Below are 18,601 nucleotides of genomic sequence, written 5' to 3'. Positions count from 1 at the left end.
TTTGCGTAATTCATTGATAATTCATAAGATAATGCTTATCTTTGCTATTCTAAAATTTTTCATAACACCTAATTAACCAAATCGGAGATGGCAAAAACCAAGATTCTTTTTATTACGCATGAGATGTCGCCTTTCCTAGAATTAACCAAAATTTCTGAGATTACTCGTCAGCTTCCACAAGCTATGCAAGACAAAGGATTCGAAATACGTATCCTAATGCCTCGCTTTGGAAATATTAATGAACGTCGCAACAGACTTCATGAAGTTATTCGTCTTTCGGGTATGAACATTATTATCAATGATAATGATAATCCTCTGATAATCAAGGTTGCTTCAATCCCTTCTGCACGTATGCAAGTGTATTTCCTCGACAATGAGGAATACTTCCAAAGAAAGCATGTATTTGCAGACAACAGTAACAAATTCTATGAAGATAATGACGAACGTACCATTTTCTTCTGCAAAGGAGCTCTTGAAACTGTTAAAAAATTAGGCTGGTCGCCAGAAATAGTTCATTGCCATGGATGGATGAGCTCATTAGTACCTGCTTACCTAAAAACTATTTACAAAGACGATCCAACCTTTAAAAATTCAAAGGTGGTTTATTCTGTTTACGACGATCATTTCCAGGATTCATTGCATGCCGACTTTGCAAAAAAAGCAATCATGAGCGGAATGACAGCAGAGCATACCGAAATTTACTCAAAAGCAACTAATACAGCCCTTAATTTAGGTGCTATTTCGTATTCTGATGCGGTGGTATATGCAAGTGAAAATATCAATGATGAAGTGTTAAAGTTTGTTAAAAAAGGTAATAAACCGACTTTAGAGTTCAATTCTACTTCAGATTACGAAAATTATTACAACCTTTACGAAGAAATAGTTAGTGAAGAGCTTATTTCCTTAGTTGATTAATAATTAAGGGTAGGCTAACTATTTTAAATAGAAGAAAAGGTAATAAAAATAGAGTCAACAGGCTTTTAAAAATTTAATACAGATGAAATTATTCAAATTAGACTTATTAACGTTGTTGATAAGTCTTTTTATTTTAAGTAGTTGTCAGGAAACGGAGTCTATCGGACTTGAAGTTAACACTGCTACAGAAATTAAGGGAAATTTAATAGACACCATAACAATTAATGCTAGCACAGTAGCTGAGGATTCAATTATTACCAATACATTGTCACAATACCCGCTTGGCTACCTAAATGACCCAATAATGGGGAAAACAACGGCTAATATTGGACTTGGATTAACACTTGACCCTCCAGGGCTTAGCTTTGGGACTAGCCCAGTTTTAGATTCGGCGGTACTAGTTTTGTTTTATGGCAAAGAGTTTCATGGCGACAGTACATCTAAATTTAAGGTTGAAGTTCGTCAATTAACAAATCCAATAAGTGAAACAGCAACGCACTATAATACGAAAGCGATTGCACATAATAGCTCAATTTTAGGAAGCAAGCTATTGAGTTTTAATTTAAAAGATAGTGTGAGAGTGTCGGAATTAGTAAAGGGTAAACCTGATGTGGTTAGATCAAAAGCACCTCATATTCGAATTCCAATTGATAAAACCTTTATCAATAATAATTTTTTATCAGCTAGTACAGCAACTTTAGCTAGCAATAGCGCTTTCAATAAAGTAATAAACGGTTTTTATCTTACGGTTGACAAATCTCAAAGCACAGGAAAAGGTGGTATAGCATTCCTAAATTTGACAGATTCAAGTAGACTAGAAGTTTATTATAAAAGTCAGAATGGAACGGCAACCGACACAACTTTACATAAGTTTCCAATTAAAAATAATACGGCACCAGTAATTGCAAACTTTACTCATGACTATACTGGTACGGCAATTCGCACCCAACTAAATAATCCAAATACAAAATTTGATAATATTTTTGTTCAAGGTTTAGCTGGTTTACGAACTAAATTAAATTTCCCACATTTAGATAAACTTAAAAGTTTAGGAAATATTACGATCAACAAAGCAGAATTAATATTGACTGTTGTTGGTGGAAGTGATGAGTTTAAACCTTCACCAAGGTTAATTTTATACCAAACAGATATCGCTAAACAAAGGCAATTTATTCCTGACTTTGGAACAAACCCTAACATATCGCTAACCGATTTTGGTTTTGGTGGCTATTATGATAAAACTAACAAGCGCTATAAATTTGTAGTTACAAGTTACATACAAGATATTCTTAGAGGCAGATTAAAGCAATACGATACTTATATTGCACCAGTTGGTATCAATTATAACCGTCAAACTGGTCCGCTACCTTCTGGAGCAACAGCCACCAGCGCAGTAATTGGTAGTGGTAAAGCAGGCGTAAGCTATAAAATGAAACTTAATATTATTTATAGTAAGATTAATTAAGAGTCTTAAACCTAGATAACAATCATATTCCTTTAAAATGATTATATCGCAAAAGCGTATGATTTATTTTAAAGGAATTTTGTTTTTAAAATAATTTGAAGCCAGCCCCTGGTTTATCCTTATTCAATAATTGTTGTGTAGAATAAAGCGGTTTTGCAAACGCTAAAGAATGTTATTTTTGTTTGATGGTATTTCTTTTAAAAATTCTATAATATCAATATTATAAAACTCACAAACACGTTGAATTTGTTCTAATGTAAAATTTATTGTACCATTCTCCCACCCTACATAAGCATTTCGACTAATTCCTAAACAATTTGCAACAAATAATTGACTGTAATTACTATTGACTCTTAACTTCCTGAGTTTAAAACCTAAAATAGAATTTACCTCCCCCATATTATATTTTTTTACTTAATATAAAATAAATATAATAAAAGTTTAAAATTTTGCCCATTATGCCTTGGCATTTTTTATTTTCATACTTTCTAATTTAGAATTAATGTTAGGCCAACAGATAAGGAAAATTCCATCCCTTTAAGATAATGGAAATAACAAATAATTTTAAAACAATGAAAAGTAATGTATTTACAAAATTTTCAGTAACGTTAGTTTTACTTTTTGTAATGACAACGAGCTTTTTTCCGAATAAGGCAAAAGCTATTGACCCTGGCACAATTGCTGAAGCAATTGAAGCAATAATCGATGCTGTTTGTCCTGAAACTCCGCAAAACAGATGCAAAAATGGAACTTGTCAGTCTGGTTCATGTTTTTCCTTTCGTGCCGCCTGTGGTGAACGCGGTTCGTCATGTTAAGATTTTATGTTTTCGTCAAGTGATTTATAAATGAAACTTAAGAATCTTAAAGAAAAAGCAATGTTGATTTTAATGTCAACATTGCTTTTTACCTTTTGTAAACAAAAGGAAGTCGAGAAATACGCTAAACATGTTGGAAATAAAGACATAATTAAAGAGAATATTTTTTTAGACTCAATCAGGCTAAATATTAATAATAACTCCAACAATTATTTTGTGAAAGAAATAGATTCAAAAATTTATTTCATAGATAAATTGTTTGCAATCATCAAGGTATATAATTCTGAGGGCATCCTAGAGAATACTTTTTTAGGTAAGAAAAATTTTCCTCAAATGGGTGAATTATACTCAATAAGCTATCTGCAAAACTATTTTTATATCACAGACAATATATTCATATATAAATTTGATAGAAAATTTAATCTTTTAGAAAGCAGTAAAATACATTTCAAACCAAATATTTTGGATATTGATACTGAAAATCCAAATCCAGAGCAAATCATGTTTTATCAATTAAATTACGGCGCAATGAAAAGCTATCAGGGCTTTAATAACAAATTAATTATCCCGATAGAAATGGAATTGCCTAATTTAAATGCATTTAACACAAATAAATATTATAAAATAGCATACAACTTTGCATTGTTGAATATAACATCTTTTAAAGTTGAAAAACTTTTTAACAATTGGCCATCCTCATATTCAGAAAATAAGAATTATCCATTTTTGACAAGTAACAGTTATTACCTGAAAAATAAGAAAATTTATATTAATCATGAAGCTGACACATCTGTTTATTTGGTTGATACAGCACTCAATACATTGTTCAAATTCGGTTTTAAACCTGAAGAATTTAAAAATGACTATAAAGAAACTACAAAACTTAGTGATGCTTTCGACTCAGAGCTACCACTTAAGTTTAAAAATGAGTATGGATACTTTAAACAATTAATAACAAACGATGACAAAATCGCCGTTAGATTCTTCAAAACAGGGAAAAACAATAGTAATCATTTAGGAGTGCAAGTTTACAAAGAATTTAATCTTGTGAATGAATTCATCTTAGATAAAGATCTAGAAGTTATAGGATACATTGCACCATACTTTCTGTTTTACAAAAACAATACTAGTTATGAGGATAAATTAACCATTTTTAGACTAAAAATTAATTATGATTAAAAAAATAGCATTGGTTTATTGGGTTATTACCCTTGTCATTTATTCTGGAAATATCTTAGCTCAATCTAAAAGTTATAAAATTATTGATGCTCAAAGTAAAGATCCAATACCTTATGTAACTATAAAGAGTGGTAATTTTCTATCCGTGTCTGATACTAGTGGGACTTTTATGTTGCCAGACTCAATAAGTAAAATAACAGTAAGTTGTGTTGGTTACCAGACTAAAACTTTTGTAATCGATCAATTGGTTCGATTACTAAGTCTAAATCCTGCTAGCTATAATTTAAATGAAGTATTGGTAAAACCATTAGAGTTTAGAGATTTCAAACTTAAACATGCAGCAGCACATCCATTAAATATTGAACAGAATCCTTTTGATGCCAATTTTTTCTATCGAGAATTTACAAAAATAAACAAGAGATATATAGATTTTAATGAAGCATTTGGACTTTACCACTTTGAAGGATTAGGAAATTACGATAATGTTAATTCAAACAACTTCATATTTAAAACTGAACATGTAAGATCTCTCAATATTTCGATAGATAAAAAACTAGGTCTTCATCAGGTTAATTGGCTTGTGGCAGCAAATAATATTAGTAAATATCTACTTTTTAATTTTATGAGTTTCTACGATTCATTTAATTGGAAAATTGATAAAATTATAAATGATGGTAAAAGCGACTTAGTTGAAATCTCATATAACCCTAAGCCCGAAAAAATTAATTACCTAAAATCTAAACAATGGAGAAGATTAGATATCTATGCTAGTATAATCGGATCAAAGGGCAAAGTATATATTGATGAAGAAACTTTGAAATTGCAAAAATTCATATTTAGTGCCGAGCATTTCAATAAAGCTTTAAAGGGATATAATGCTGAAGATGAAAAATTTAAAATCCTCTCAATTAGTGGTGAGTTAACTTTTACAACGAATGAAAATAATAAAACTGTGCCAGCTTTTTTAGGATGTAATGTCACTTATATTTTAAAAAATAAACCGGAACAGATTATAGAGAAACGATTAGAATTTTATTTCTCTAATTACAACCTAAATAATCAAAGTACAAAAGAACTTGAGATTAGATATGATTCTAAAATAATTTATGAGTTTCCTGTAAGAGCTTGTCATTACAATAGAGAGTTTATTTTCTCAGAGAATTCAATATACAACGAAGAATTTTGGAAAAAGGAATTACCCTATCCACCATTTTATGAACTGGAGAAAGTGAAAAGTGATCTAAAAGCACAGGGTGTAGATATTTACAAAAAGTTTAGAGAATTTAACAATAGATATAAATAATATGAAAATACTAAGTTTTTTAATGGTTTTCATTAGCATGATTATTACCGATGCACCTACTATAAAATTTGATAAAAAAGAGCATGATTTTCGAAGTATTAAGGAAGGTAGTGAAATTGTTGTTCAATTTAATCTCACCAACACCTCTAAAAAGACTCCTCTAATTATTTATTCTGTGAGTACAACATGTGGATGTACTACCGCAAGTTCTCCAAAAATGATAAAGCCATTGGAAACGAAACCAATTATTATCAAATTTAATAGTAAGGGATTTAAAGGTCCCATTTCAAAAGATATTATAGTTATCACAAACACAGTAAATGAATATGATAAATTGACAATTAAAGGAACTGTACTTGATTAAGAATGTACAATTCTCTTTATAGGTCAAATGCTATAAATTTCTAATTAGCACCTATATCCAAGATATGCTTAGAGGTAGAACAAAGCAATAGGACACTTATATCGCACCAGTGCTAATCAATTATAAGCGCCAAAGTGGTTCCGTTACCTTCTGGAGCAACAGCTACCAGCGCGGTAATTGGTAGCGGTAAAGCAGGCCTAAGCTATAAAATGAAGCTTAATATTATTTATTTAAGATTAATTAAGAATTAATTCTTCAATACATAATCATCAAAATGCACCTCCTAGGTGCATTTTCTGTTTAAAAACAATCCATTTTTCCCATTTATTAAAAAATTATTTTCAAAAAAAGTTTGTCTAACTAAAAATTTAGTCATAATATTGACTAATAATTTAGTTAGAATGAAAAAAATAGACAATCAGAAGAGCAAATTATGCAGGTATTATGATCCCTAAAAAAGGGCAGCTTTAGGAAGGAAAAACCTAAGCCTATCTGTCTGATTAAAATAGATGAGCCCATAGCAAAGACTTATTGTCATAGAATATTTACCGAACACTAAATAAAATTAACAACTCTTTAAACCATTTATGGTTAGTTTTGTCTAACAAACCAGTGTACTAGAAATATTCCAGCTACTATTAACCTTTTATCAAAATTTTTTCAGGCTAATAAATGATCTGTTATTGTTTTATATGTATCAGATGCATTTAAACTGAATTTTTTATAGAGTCAAAAGATTATAAACTTATTAAAATCGAATAAAATGAGAGCCAACATTTTAAAACTTAGAAAAATCGCTTTAAGCACTATTTGTTTAATTGCAACATCATTAACTGTAACACAAGCTCAAAAATTAAGTGATGTTCAAGACCTTAGCGTTTGGGCATCTGGTGTTAAAGTTGATGGAAAGCATAATGAGTGGGAAAACAACTTTAAAGCCACGAATAAAAGTACAAACCTGACTTATACTATTGCTAACGATGCGAAAAACTTATACTTAGCGATTCAATCAAAAGATTTAACGAATAATAATAAAATCATGTTAGGTGGAATTACCTTAACGGTCAATCCATCAGGTAAAAAAAGTGATAAGGAAAGCTTCAAAGTCATTTATCCGGTTATAAACAGACAACGTGGCCCTGGTGGTGGTGCAAATCGTTCTGTTACAGTATCGGGTACACCAGGTGGAGGTGGTGCAACTACGGTAGTTAGAGGAATGCCGGGTGGTGCTGGTGGTTTTGGCCGCTTTCAGGATATGAGTCCGGCACAAAGAGACTCATTACAAAGGGCCATAGCCAGAACACAATTAGCGAGCGCCAAAGAAATTAAAGTTTTCGGCTTTAAGGATATTCCGGATAGCTTAATTTCTATTTATAATGAATACAGTATTAAAACAATGGCTTCTATTAGTGATGAGGGAGTTTTTATGTATGAAGCTTCCATTCCTTTGGAATTATTAGAAATGTCGGCTGATAATCCTAAAGAGTTCTCATACAATATTAAGCTTAATGGCTTACAAATCAATTTTGGAGGTTTTTCCGGCGGTGGCAGACCCGGTGGTGGTTCAAGTGAAGTATCGGTGGTACGAGTTGAAGGTAGTGGCGGAATGGGTGGTGGAATGGGAGGCGGAATGGGCAATTTCAACTTCCAGGATTTAATCACTCCGACAGATTTTTGGGGTAAATATATTTTAACTAAAGGAAATTAGAATTTCTTATCAAGAATTATGAATTTAATAACTAGATCGGCGTGTCTCTTGCGCAAAAAATACGCTAAAATTGCTCTGTTAACATTGATTTTTAGCCTAACAATTGCTCAGCTTTTTGCGCAATCCACACCAAGACCTCCGGCAACATCGCCCCAACCTATTCCGCTTAGACAAGTCTCGGGTGTGGTTAAAGATTCACTAGATCAAACGGTTATTGGTGCAACGGTAACATTAACTTCTACTGCCGACACACTTAAAACATCAACCAACGAGGATGGGATTTTTATTTTTAAAAATGTTAAATCCTGGGTTTTTAAAGTTCAAGTAACTTCTTTGGGCCATGTTAGCAAGGTTATTTCTGGTAAATACAATGATGCTACCGCCCGAATTACTTTAGACCCTATCATCTTAAAAAATGATGAGAAAGTATTAAGTGAGGTTATTGTTGATGGTACGCCATCAATTGTATATAAAACAGATACGGTAGAGTACCGAGCCAGTGATTATGTGGTAAGAAAAGGGGCTACTGTTGATGAGTTATTGCAAAAAATGGAAGGTGTTCAAGTGGGTAATGATGGTTCGGTGACTGTAAATGGAACATCTGTGGCGAGAGCACGATTAAATGGTAAAGATATTTATGGTGGCGATGTAGCTACAGCAGTTCAGAATTTACCGGCAGAAATTGTAGATAAGGTTCAAATGGTAGATGATTATGGAAATACTGCTGCCAGAACTGGGGTGAAAGATGGCGATCCAACTAAGGTGTTGAATATTACTACAAGGCAAGATAAATCTGTTGGTAATATGGCAAGGTTAAACGCAGGTCTTGGAACCCTCGATCAATACGAAGGTAGTGCCAACTTAACCCGTATCAATAAGAATCAAACCATTACAGTAAACACAACTTTACTCAAAACTCCTAACGGAATTGCAGGTCAAAATGCGAGTATTGGCCGATTGGGTGGAGCATCCAACCAGGGTGGAAGAAGTGGAGTAAGCCTTGGTGGTGGTGGTGGAAGTGCAACAGGAGGTAACAACTTAAGAACCGCACCAGCATTTACCTACCGAGATAAATTTGGTGAAAAGATAGATTTTTTAGCTAATTATAATTTTAGTTATACCGATAATACTACTCAAACCATTAGCAGATCTCAAGCAATAAGTACTTTAGGGATAACTAATTCTGACAGGGATGCTAATTTTGAATCCAATAATAAAACACATACCATTGGTTTTGAAATAGAATATGCCATTGATAGTGCCAATTATATTCAGTTTTCTCCTAACTTGAGTTTTGTCAATTCAACAAGTTTCAACAAGTCTACAAACTTTCAAAAAGGCTTGATCAACCAGGATCAAATTAATAATAACAATAATAGCAGTACTCGTCCAAACATTGGCGGAACAGTTGCTTATCAACACATTTTTAAAACTCCTTCAAGGACTTTCTCTGCCGAAGCTACCATTAGGCAGCAACAAAATAATAATGCGGATGAACAATTAAATCTTTTCAATTATAGAGATGTTAATCAATTGTTCTTGGGTGATTCTATTCTTAATCGCCTAATTGATGTAAATAACCTTCAAAACAGTGCCCGTGGTAGTTTAACTTATACCGAACCTTTGGGGAAATTATCTCGATTAGAATTTAATACGAATTTAGAAAACAGAAGCTATGATAATAGTCGCCTAACGAGTGATATTGAAGCCAATGGGAATTTATCCCTCTTAGATACTTTCAGCAATGTGTTTAACTACTCCTTCACTCAATACCGAAACTCTATAAATTACAAATATGGTAATAATAGCACTTTGTTTAATTTCTCTTTGGGTGTAACCAGTGTTAATACTTCTTTAGTAGCAAGCAGTACTAGTGTTGCGTCTAGAATTGATAGACAAAATTTTAGATTTATACCCATTGCTCGTGTTCAATTAAGACTTTCGAGTACGCACAGAGTTTCATTAAACTATAGTGGCAGAGCTATTGAGCCCTTGTTTAACCAAATTCAACCTGTAAAAGACGTTTCAAATCCACAAAATGCCATTGTGGGTAATCCCGATTTGAAAGTTGCATTTGCACACAGCGTAAATGCTCAGTATAGCAATTACATTGCTAACTCAAGAATTAACTATGAATTAAGACTAAACTCCTCGTTTACAGAAAACCAGGTAGTCAATAATGTTGTTGAGATTAGAGATCCTAGTGCTTTTGGTATATTTAAAAATGAAACACGATTTGTAAACTTACAAGGAAACAATAGCACTATTGGCGACTATTCTATTTCTAAGCAATTAAGCGATAGAAGGTATAACCTTAGATTTTTTGGGAATATCATCAACTCAAACCGTGCTTCGATGAGTAATAACCAAATCAACAGCTCAAAAACTTGGGGTTTTAAACAAAGTTTTGGTCCGCGAATGACTCCCAAACCTTGGTTTGATATAAATCCATTCGTTTCATATGATTATAATAAAATAGATTTTTCTTTAGCTCGTTCTAGGGATATTGTCCAAAAAATTTGGGCATTGAGTGTAGATGGGAACATTTATTTTGCCAAAAATTACCAATTTGGGTATGCAATAAGCAAAAATTATGTGAGTGGTATTAGCAACAATATAACGAACAATCCCTTGATTATTAACACTATGCTGCAAATGCGGGTGTTTAAAAATAAAGGCTCTCTGCAATTAAGAGCCTATGATTTGTTGAACCAGAACAACTTTATCAACAGAACACAAAATGATTTAGGATTTACAGAAACTTTAACCAACCCTAACAGCCGTTATGTTATGCTAAACTTAAGTATGAATTTACAAAAATGGACCGGCGCCGTAGGTAATAATAACAGACCTCTGATTAGAAGAGGTGATGGAAGCTTTATGAACTAAACATCTGCACTATTTTTTTAGGCACAAAATGCTTAAATAAGAATTTAATTTAACCTGCTTCAATATAATGAGGGTAAACAGGCCAGCTTATAATTATTCAGATATTATCTGGACTCAATTAATTTGATTTTCAAATAATGCCTGTCTTTTATAAGCTGGTTTAGCAGATTAATGAATCTGCTAGCAGTGAAATCTATAGAAATTTATAATTTTTAAATTAGGATTGGGATAAGCGTAATTGATGTTCAATAGCAGTATTCTGATCTATATTTTTTCTAATTCTCAACAGGGAAAGTCAATCATCATCAGGAATACTGGTGGAAGATTATTAAATAAAAAATCCTATTGTACATCAATCAAATGAGTTAATTGATGATGCGACAATCTTAAGCCTTGTTAATAAGCCTCGTTTTCTAGCATAAAATCACTATTCTTCCTATTCTTCAACCCGCATTTCTGTGTGGATTAAAATTATTTTCAAAAAAATTTGTCTAACTAAAAAATTAGTCATAATATTGACTAACAAATTAGTTAGAATGAAAAAACTTACACAAGCCGAAGAGCAAATAATGCAGGTACTATGGTCGCTAAAAACCGGTGGCTATGTAAAAGATATTTTAGAATTGCTTGATGAACCCAAGCCACATAATAATACGGTGGCTACCCTACTTAAAATATTGGTAGAGAAGGGTTTCGTGGGAATAAAAAACCCAAATCGCAATAATTTGTATTATCCATTGGTGTCAAAATCAAAGTATTCTGAGCAAAGCATTGAGGGATTAACGGAAAGGTATTTTGAAGGATCCTATTCCAATGTGGTATCCTTTCTAGTTGATAAAAAGCAGATGTCAATTGAGGACTTAGAACTCTTATTAAAGGAATTAAAAAACAAGAAATCATGAACAGCGAAGTAATTTTAATATATGCATTAAAATCCACCGTAGTAACAGCGATTTTGTATGCCTATTATCTTATAGCATTAAGAGATAATAAATTTCACTATTATAATCGTTTTTACCTTTTGGGGAGTTTGATTTTAAGTCTGACGATACCCTTTTTAGACTTACACTGGTTTACCTTTGAAAGACCGGTAACAGAAAGCACAAATTTGGAGCTCATTCAATTAATTACAGCACCGAGTAATCAAATTATTGAGAATCAATTTGGCTGGACTGACGGTATATTAATAGGTGCAGGAATCATTGCATTTATATTTCTTGCGATGTTACTAATTAGCGTTTGGAAGATTTTTAGCCTCAAAAGAAACTCCCCGATTAGATATCTTGACGGAATAGATTTTATTGAAACAGAGGTAGATAATGCACCTTTTTCATTCCTAAACAATCTTTTCTGGAAAAAAACAATGTCATTAGAAGATGATAAAGGTCAAAAGATATTCAAGCATGAGTTAACCCACATCAGACAAAAACACTCCTGGGACCGACTATTTTGTCAAGTATTAAGCTCAATTTTCTGGATTAATCCCTTTAACTGGATTATTCAAAAAGAGCTACAAACCATTCATGAATTTATTGCAGATGAGGAAGCGATTGGCAACCAAAATACCGAAGCATTTGCAAAATTATTATTAGAAACACATTACGGAACACATTTTTTAAATCCAATACATCCATTTAATTACTCATCCATTAAACGCAGATTAGCCATGTTAACTAAATCAAACAAAACAGAATACTCTTATTTAAGAAGAGTAATGGCATTACCGATTATGCTTATAGCCCTAGCCATTTTTTCAATCAAAGTAAACGCTGTAAACAGAATTCAAAATCTTGAAAACAAGATAGAAGAGGCATTTATAGAAATTCAAGCAGACACCATTAAGAAAAAATCATCTAACGATAAAACAACGGTAATCCTTGAGAAGGTGAATGGTGATAAAGGAAAAGAAGTAAAGAAAATTGTAATTATCGATGGAAAGACTACTATTTCAGACCTGAAGCCAGAAGATATTGAAAGCATTAGACTAATTAAGAAAGATGGAGTGAAATTGGAAAGAGAAGCTAAAGATTTGAAAGAATTAGCGGTAAAGGGTTATACAATAATTGCTGATTCAGTCGTATTTAAAAATGACAAAAACAATGATATCATGATTATTACCACAAAATCTAAAAATGGTAAAGATCAATCAGTTTATATGGTTGATCCAAGTGATAAAAGTGAAAGCAAAAAACTCTACATCATTAATCCAAGTGATGTTATTGAAATAGAAAAATTAGGGGAAAAAGTAAAAAATTTAAAGGGAGAAAAGCTGTCACAATCAGATGGTAGAGCAGAAAAGCTACGAATAGAATTAGAATTTAGAGCAGAAAAGCCTGAAACTAAGTTATCAGGGTCAAATAAAGATATCAATGATGCGGTTTACATGATTGATGGTAAGATAGTAGATGGTAGTGCCTTTAAAAATTTGAATCCTTCTGATATTCAATCGGTGTCTGTCCTAAAGGGAGAAAATGCAGAAAAAAAATACGGAGATTTAAAGGGGAAGGGAGTAATTGAAATAATTACTAAGAAAAAATAAATAATTTGGTTAAAATTCACGCGAGATAATCCCCGGTTTTTTAAAAATTCCGGGGTTTTTCTTTTTGAGCATATACAGTTCAAACAAGACAAAAAAGCAAGGAAAATCATAAATTATTACCAATTCAATACAAATGATTAAATTGCGCCATGCAAATTCATATACTAAAATCTAAAATACACCGGGTAAAGGTAACTGACGCAGATCTGAATTATATAGGTAGCATTACCATAGATGAGGATTTAATGGATGCCGCAAATTTGCTTCACGGTGAAAAAGTTCAAATTGTAAACAATAATAATGGCGAACGCTTTGAAACATATACCATTCCTGGTAAGAGAGGAAGTGGAGAAATTGTTTTAAATGGAGCAGCAGCTAGAAGAGTAATGCGTGGCGATGTGATTATTATCATTGCCTATGCAATTATGGATTTTGAAGAAGCTAAAACTTTCAAACCAACAGTTATATTTCCTGATGAAGACACCAACCTGCTTAAATAAGCAATGATTATTTTCAAAACTTATCTTTAAATATTAATTTTCTAAAGATTTAAATTATGACACAAAGAATCCCTTACGTAATTGCCATTTTAACACTCATTGGTGGTGTTTTTATCTCCATTATTTTCGGTGCAAACGAAGATTATTTTAAGGATAAAATTAATGAAGGTTTAAAAAAGAATGAGAAAGTAAATCTGATTCAAGATCCAGAAGAAAAAGCAGCTGTGCTAAAAACAGAAGCCGACAAAAACTGGCGTTATTATCAAAGATTTCACTTCCATGCTACTGGAATTGGAGCAATGATTATGGGTGTGCTTTTATTTATTTCCTTTTTATCAGCACCAGAAAGAATTAAAGCAATTACCTCTTTTGCGGTATCGATTGGGGGCTTTTTATATCCATTTATATGGCTTTTTGCCGCAATTTATGGTCCGGAAATGGGTCGTGAGGCAGCAAAAGAGAAATTTGCCGTGTTTGGTTACATGGGCGGATTATTCCTAGTGGGTTTAATTTTAAGTCTGTACATGGCCTTAAAATACCGCTTAAAAGAACTGAAATAGTCTATTCTTCGAAATCTATATGAGTTTTTGAAGAGCTTGAAATTAATCTATTAATTTCATTCATCTCATCATCACTTAGATATCTCCATTTACCAATGGGGATATCTAATTTTATATTCATGATCCTCACTCTTTTTAACTTAGTAACCTTATAATCAAGGTATTCACACATCCTTCTTATCTGCCTATTGAGCCCTTGGGTTAAAATAATCTTAAATCTATTTTTATCTATCTGCTCCACTTCACATTCACGAGTAATCGTATCCAGAATAGGAACACCAGCTCTCATTTTCTTTAAAAAATCATTAGTAATGGGTCGGTTAACGGATACCAAATATTCCTTTTCATGATTATTTCTAGCTCTTAAAATCTTATTGACAATATCTCCATCGCTAGTTAATAAGATAAGTCCCTCGCTCGGTTTATCTAATCTCCCAATAGGGAAAATACGCTTAGGATACTTAATATAATCAATAATATTGTCTTTTTCAACTTTGGTATCGGTAGTACAAACAATACCAATTGGCTTATTAAAAGCAATATAAACTGGCTTTTCTTCAGGCTTCGAGACTAATTTACCATCTACTTTAACAACATCACCTGCCACGATTTTAGTCCCCATTTCTGGCACAACACCATTGATGGTCACCCGATTTTCGAGTATAAGTTTATCGGCAGCCCGGCGTGAGCAAAAGCCAATTTCACTCAAATATTTATTAATTCTTGTTGTTTCCTCAGTACTCATTAATCTAGGCGTTCAGGTTTACAAAAATCGTAAATATTACGCAATTAAGGCCATTTACACCAATTAAATTTCATCCATCATACAACCAATCGGAGCTCCTGGAGGCGCCACTTGATGAAGCGTAGGCTTTGCCTTTTCAGGATTTTTCATGCGATCGAGACTAAGCAAGAAATAAGCTTTTTCGTTCTCATCTTTCGACAATTTTAATTGCTCTGAAGCATAGTTCTTTAATGTGTCTAATGCCTTTAATAGTTGTGCTTTGCTTGCAAATGAAGCATTTTCGTTAATCGATGCGGAAAGCAAATACGTTAACAATAATTGCTCATTCTGCTTTTGAATTAATCCCTCCATACCTTTTAATCTAGCAGATTTCCAAGTTTTATCAATCAATAAATTAATCATTTCATCTATACCCAAGCCATTATTCGAAGCCTGCAATTGAACCATTCTGTTTAGTCTATTGGCATTAAACAAAAAGGAAAGAGGTAAATCAGCGGCAGTTTCCGCAGCTGCCAATGGATCGAAATTTAATCCCGTTCTACGGTTAAATAACTCTCTAGTGTAATCAAATCCGGCAGGACGAGGAGGAATAAGTTTTACAATATTTTCAGGAATCGTTAAAAATTGAGGCTCCATACAAGACGCTAATGCCTTTAAAGCATCCATCTGCTCATTTTTTGATAATGGAAGGGTGGTAATTTGTCCGTCACCCTTCAAAGCATAAGAATAGTTCATGCCTCCAACAAGCTTAGACACTGCTTCCACTTGATAGCGATGAAAAAGGTAAACAGGAACCAAAACATCTTCAAGCATGGCCATTGGAGTCCCTTTGGGGATATTATTCAAGCCAAAATTAGAAAGAGCCACAGCACGTACCTTCATCACTTTTTCCAATTCCTTAACGGGATTATTGCCATTATCCCATAGATGCGCGCTAGGATGCATTCCCGCTGGATCACGTGCATCGCGATCAGAAATAAAAGTTAAACCTGATTTTGCCGCATCGCTCAATATTTTATTTAAAGCCTGCGCTTCATCTGTCCCTTTTGGAAATTGGGTATATCCATACTGAATGCTCACTTTATCCCAATCTCCAATTTCATTGGTATAGGCATCCGATAAATCGATCTCATTTTTCCCATTTAAAGTCACCATTGGAGGTGGATAATCCATCACACTCGCACGATTTTGCGCACTTGAAATATAATTATGCATTAAACCAATGGTATGGCCAATTTCATGTGCCGACAATTGCTTTAATCGCTGAAGAGCCATTTTTAACATTTTATCATCTTTAGGAAGCGCATCATTTTCAAAAGGAGCGAGTAAGCCTTGAGCAATTAAATAATCCTGACGAACACGCAAAGATCCCAAACTAACATTGCCCTTAATTATTTCGCCGGTACGTGGATCAACAACTGCAGCGCCATAGCTCCAGCCGCGCGTAGATCGGTGCACCCAGTGGATCATATTATATCGTAAATCCATGGGATCGGCATCTTCTGGCAAGATTTTAACTTGAAATGCATTGATAAAACCTGCGGCTTCAAATGCTTGATTCCACCAGCTAGCGCCCTCCATCAGAGCAGATCTAATCGGTTCTGGAGTGCCATTATCAAGGTAATAAACAATCGGTTTTACAGCCTCACTCTTTGTAGCATTTGGATCTTTCTTTTCCAAACGGTGACGGAGAATTATGTTCTTTTGAATGGGTTCATTTACGGGACTGCTATAATCGAAATAAGAATTTGTGATGTAAGGTGATCGGGCATCATAAAGTCTGGTTTGAAAATTAGCATCAGGCAATTGAGCAAAAGTATGATGTACTCTAAGGGTAATTGCTTCAGAAGAAGGAGTAACAGAATTTACAAAACTGCCAGTCTGACCATCCGCATTTGTAAAAGTAAGCGTGGCTTCAAACTCTGTATTTAGAGGAAAGTTTTTAGTCCGAGGCTGGTACATTGCAGAGCGACTAGCATCCAGATTATAAGAGCCTTGTTTTAAAGCTCTCAATTTATTTGACACTTTTAGTGCATCGCGAATAATAAAATCAGTAGCATCAACAAGCACTGAGCCAGAGCCTTCAGCTGCAATAACAAATCCCCAAAGGGTAGATTGCGCGAAAGATTGTTCAATAGCTCGCTTTTCAGCAAGATCACTACTTAATGCACGATAAGAATAATTTGGCTCAATCATGAGCACTTTATTCCCTACGCGATTAAACTTAACCACTGAAGTAGTTCCCATCACCCCGCGATCTAATCCTATATCATTAGAACCCAAACCTGCAGGAAGTGAAGTTTGATATAAAATTTCTTGATCAAGTTTATCAATTTGTAACCAAATTTTACCCGTGCTTTCATCCCAATAATAATTTAGAAAGCCATTAAAGGGCTTCATGTTGTTGGTTTTTTCGGAGATTGAAACAATTGATTGGGCGAAGGATAATGTGCATGTTAAGAAGAACAATGACATTAAAACCCAAATTTTCCTGAATTGAGGGGATGAGAAAAGCATTTTCATTTCAAATTGATTTATGTTTAAACCTATTAATAATTATTTAATAAACCATCAGATTTCAATTTACATTATTTAAAATATTCAATATAGATATTATCAATATTATTTATATTTACATAGTTAAAATCTATATCATGACTTTAGTCCAGCTCGAATACATTGTTGCCCTTGATACCTATCGTAGTTTTGGCATTGCCGCAGAGAAGTGTTTTGTGACACAGCCTACCATGAGTATGCAGGTGCAAAAATTGGAGGAGGAGCTTGGAATTAAACTTTTCGACAGGAGTAAGCAGCCCATTACACCCACAGATATTGGGATTGAAGTGATCGAACAAGCTAGAACTATTTTAAAGGAAAGTTATAAGCTTAAGGAGCTAATTAACAATCAGAAGAGCGTGATTTCTGGGGAGTTAAGAATAGGGATTATCCCTACCATGGCACCCTATTTAATGCCTCAAATAATTTCTGCATTCATGAAGAAATATCCAGATGTGCAGCTAGTAGTTTGGGAATACATGACCGATCAGATAGTAAGCGAGTTAAAAAACGGACTCTTAGACTGCGGGATTCTTTCTACACCATTGGAAGATAAAAGTCTACAAGAAAACCCTTTATTTTATGAATCATTTGTAGCCTATCTTTCCAAATCGAGTCCGCTAACAAGCAAAAAAACGCTACAAGCATCCGACATAAATTTAGACGATTTATGGTTATTAAATGAGGGTCATTGCATGCGAAATCAGATTTTAAATATCTGTAATCGGAAAAAGTCGACTGAGGTTCGGGCTTTTGAATACAATACAGACAGCGTTGAAACACTCAAGCGAATGGTAGAAATGAATAAGGGGATTACCCTATTGCCTGAGCTTTCGATTAGTGATTTTTCAGTGAAGCAGCTTGATCGAATTCGTTATTTTAAATCGCCACAGCCTACCCGAGAAATAAGTATAGTAACCCACCGAAATTTCCTAAAGCGAAGGCTGATTATGGCATTAGAAAAAGAAATTTTAGATGCAATACCGAAGCGTATGAGGAATAAAAATAAAAAGGAAGTGTTAGAGATTTATTCCTGATTTAGTTTTTGCGCATAATTTTCGAC

16 protein-coding genes are annotated in these 18,601 nt (G+C 33.4%); 13 read left to right on the top strand and 3 right to left on the bottom strand.

Annotated elements, in window-relative coordinates; all coding sequences use genetic code 11:
• Nucleotides 1–87: 87 nt before the first annotated feature.
• Nucleotides 88–915 carry a glycogen/starch synthase gene (locus tag QZ136_RS12195; RefSeq protein ID WP_291403925.1) on the top strand — a complete coding sequence of 276 codons (828 nt, stop codon included), beginning with the start codon at nt 88–90 and terminating at the stop codon, nt 913–915.
• An 82-nt stretch (nt 916–997) separates the two neighbouring features.
• Complete coding sequence (locus tag QZ136_RS12190) at nt 998–2,380, top strand: DUF4270 domain-containing protein (RefSeq protein WP_291403923.1); 1,383 nt, start codon at nt 998–1,000, stop codon at nt 2,378–2,380.
• Nucleotides 2,381–2,542: 162 nt separating this feature from the next.
• On the opposite strand, the gene QZ136_RS13480 is transcribed toward QZ136_RS12190, so the two are convergent.
• A complete protein-coding gene (locus QZ136_RS13480; RefSeq protein ID WP_363245337.1) occupies nt 2,543–2,779 on the bottom strand; it encodes a helix-turn-helix transcriptional regulator in 237 nt (78 codons plus the stop codon).
• 146 nt (nt 2,780–2,925) lie between these two features.
• On the opposite strand from QZ136_RS13480, the gene QZ136_RS12185 reads away from it, so the two are divergent.
• From QZ136_RS12185 to QZ136_RS12140, 10 genes are all read left to right on the top strand, one after another.
• Entirely contained in the window at nt 2,926–3,195 is a 270-nt protein-coding gene (locus QZ136_RS12185; RefSeq protein ID WP_291403921.1) for a hypothetical protein, read from the top strand.
• Between the two features lie 30 nt (nt 3,196–3,225).
• On the top strand, nt 3,226–4,374 hold the full coding sequence (locus QZ136_RS12180) for a hypothetical protein (protein WP_291403919.1): 1,149 nt from the start codon (nt 3,226–3,228) through the stop codon (nt 4,372–4,374).
• Nucleotides 4,367–5,677, top strand: a complete 1,311-nt coding sequence (locus QZ136_RS12175; RefSeq protein WP_291403917.1) for a hypothetical protein — start codon at nt 4,367–4,369, stop codon at nt 5,675–5,677. The genes QZ136_RS12180 and QZ136_RS12175 overlap by 8 nt, the downstream gene beginning before the upstream one ends.
• 1 nt (nt 5,678) lies before the next feature.
• Entirely contained in the window at nt 5,679–6,041 is a 363-nt protein-coding gene (locus QZ136_RS12170; protein WP_291403915.1) for a DUF1573 domain-containing protein, read from the top strand.
• 763 nt (nt 6,042–6,804) lie between these two features.
• The gene (locus tag QZ136_RS12165) at nt 6,805–7,749 is read left to right on the top strand and encodes a hypothetical protein (RefSeq protein WP_291403913.1); all 945 of its coding nucleotides are present in this window, start codon (nt 6,805–6,807) and stop codon (nt 7,747–7,749) included.
• Nucleotides 7,750–7,833: 84 nt separating this feature from the next.
• The gene (locus tag QZ136_RS12160; RefSeq protein WP_291403911.1) at nt 7,834–10,638 is read left to right on the top strand and encodes an outer membrane beta-barrel protein; all 2,805 of its coding nucleotides are present in this window, start codon (nt 7,834–7,836) and stop codon (nt 10,636–10,638) included.
• A 536-nt stretch (nt 10,639–11,174) separates the two neighbouring features.
• On the top strand, nt 11,175–11,540 hold the full coding sequence (locus QZ136_RS12155; RefSeq protein WP_291403909.1) for a BlaI/MecI/CopY family transcriptional regulator: 366 nt from the start codon (nt 11,175–11,177) through the stop codon (nt 11,538–11,540).
• The gene (locus tag QZ136_RS12150) at nt 11,537–13,177 is read left to right on the top strand and encodes a M56 family metallopeptidase (protein WP_291403907.1); all 1,641 of its coding nucleotides are present in this window, start codon (nt 11,537–11,539) and stop codon (nt 13,175–13,177) included. The genes QZ136_RS12155 and QZ136_RS12150 overlap by 4 nt, the downstream gene beginning before the upstream one ends.
• A 149-nt stretch (nt 13,178–13,326) precedes the next feature.
• Nucleotides 13,327–13,677 (top strand): aspartate 1-decarboxylase, encoded by a 351-nt coding sequence (gene panD, locus QZ136_RS12145; RefSeq protein ID WP_291403905.1) that lies wholly within the window; start codon nt 13,327–13,329, stop codon nt 13,675–13,677.
• 56 nt (nt 13,678–13,733) lie between these two features.
• On the top strand, nt 13,734–14,237 hold the full coding sequence (locus QZ136_RS12140; protein ID WP_291403903.1) for a hypothetical protein: 504 nt from the start codon (nt 13,734–13,736) through the stop codon (nt 14,235–14,237).
• A 1-nt stretch (nt 14,238) separates the two neighbouring features.
• On the opposite strand, the gene rluF is transcribed toward QZ136_RS12140, so the two are convergent.
• Both rluF and QZ136_RS12130 read right to left on the bottom strand, forming a co-directional pair.
• Nucleotides 14,239–14,982 carry a 23S rRNA pseudouridine(2604) synthase RluF gene (gene rluF / locus QZ136_RS12135; protein ID WP_291403900.1) on the bottom strand — a complete coding sequence of 248 codons (744 nt, stop codon included), beginning with the start codon at nt 14,980–14,982 and terminating at the stop codon, nt 14,239–14,241.
• Between the two features lie 63 nt (nt 14,983–15,045).
• On the bottom strand, nt 15,046–17,382 hold the full coding sequence (locus tag QZ136_RS12130) for a zinc-dependent metalloprotease (RefSeq protein WP_291403898.1): 2,337 nt from the start codon (nt 17,380–17,382) through the stop codon (nt 15,046–15,048).
• A 254-nt stretch (nt 17,383–17,636) separates the two neighbouring features.
• On the opposite strand from QZ136_RS12130, the gene QZ136_RS12125 reads away from it, so the two are divergent.
• Nucleotides 17,637–18,575 (top strand): hydrogen peroxide-inducible genes activator, encoded by a 939-nt coding sequence (locus QZ136_RS12125; protein ID WP_291403896.1) that lies wholly within the window; start codon nt 17,637–17,639, stop codon nt 18,573–18,575.
• Nucleotides 18,576–18,601: the final 26 nt, after the last annotated feature.

This window comes from Daejeonella sp., assembly GCF_017495225.1.
Lineage (GTDB): Bacteria > Bacteroidota > Bacteroidia > Sphingobacteriales > Sphingobacteriaceae > Daejeonella.
Note: the sequence above shows the minus strand (reverse complement) of the source record. Positions and strands in the feature narration are given on the sequence as shown.

Coding starts and splice junctions, on each gene's coding strand:
- QZ136_RS12190 (WP_291403923.1), top strand. CDS start 998: ATGAAATTATTCAAATTAGACTTATTAACGTTGTTGATAAGTCTTTTT.
- QZ136_RS12195 (WP_291403925.1), top strand. CDS start 88: ATGGCAAAAACCAAGATTCTTTTTATTACGCATGAGATGTCGCCTTTC.
- QZ136_RS12130 (WP_291403898.1), bottom strand. CDS start 17,382: ATGAAGCCCTTTAATGGCTTTCTAAATTATTATTGGGATGAAAGCACG.
- QZ136_RS12125 (WP_291403896.1), top strand. CDS start 17,637: ATGACTTTAGTCCAGCTCGAATACATTGTTGCCCTTGATACCTATCGT.
- QZ136_RS12180 (WP_291403919.1), top strand. CDS start 3,226: ATGAAACTTAAGAATCTTAAAGAAAAAGCAATGTTGATTTTAATGTCA.
- QZ136_RS12185 (WP_291403921.1), top strand. CDS start 2,926: ATGGAAATAACAAATAATTTTAAAACAATGAAAAGTAATGTATTTACA.
- rluF (WP_291403900.1), bottom strand. CDS start 14,982: ATGAGTACTGAGGAAACAACAAGAATTAATAAATATTTGAGTGAAATT.
- QZ136_RS13480 (WP_363245337.1), bottom strand. CDS start 2,779: ATGGGGGAGGTAAATTCTATTTTAGGTTTTAAACTCAGGAAGTTAAGA.
- QZ136_RS12155 (WP_291403909.1), top strand. CDS start 11,175: ATGAAAAAACTTACACAAGCCGAAGAGCAAATAATGCAGGTACTATGG.
- QZ136_RS12170 (WP_291403915.1), top strand. CDS start 5,679: ATGAAAATACTAAGTTTTTTAATGGTTTTCATTAGCATGATTATTACC.
- QZ136_RS12175 (WP_291403917.1), top strand. CDS start 4,367: ATGATTAAAAAAATAGCATTGGTTTATTGGGTTATTACCCTTGTCATT.
- QZ136_RS12140 (WP_291403903.1), top strand. CDS start 13,734: ATGACACAAAGAATCCCTTACGTAATTGCCATTTTAACACTCATTGGT.
- QZ136_RS12165 (WP_291403913.1), top strand. CDS start 6,805: ATGAGAGCCAACATTTTAAAACTTAGAAAAATCGCTTTAAGCACTATT.
- QZ136_RS12150 (WP_291403907.1), top strand. CDS start 11,537: ATGAACAGCGAAGTAATTTTAATATATGCATTAAAATCCACCGTAGTA.
- panD (WP_291403905.1), top strand. CDS start 13,327: ATGCAAATTCATATACTAAAATCTAAAATACACCGGGTAAAGGTAACT.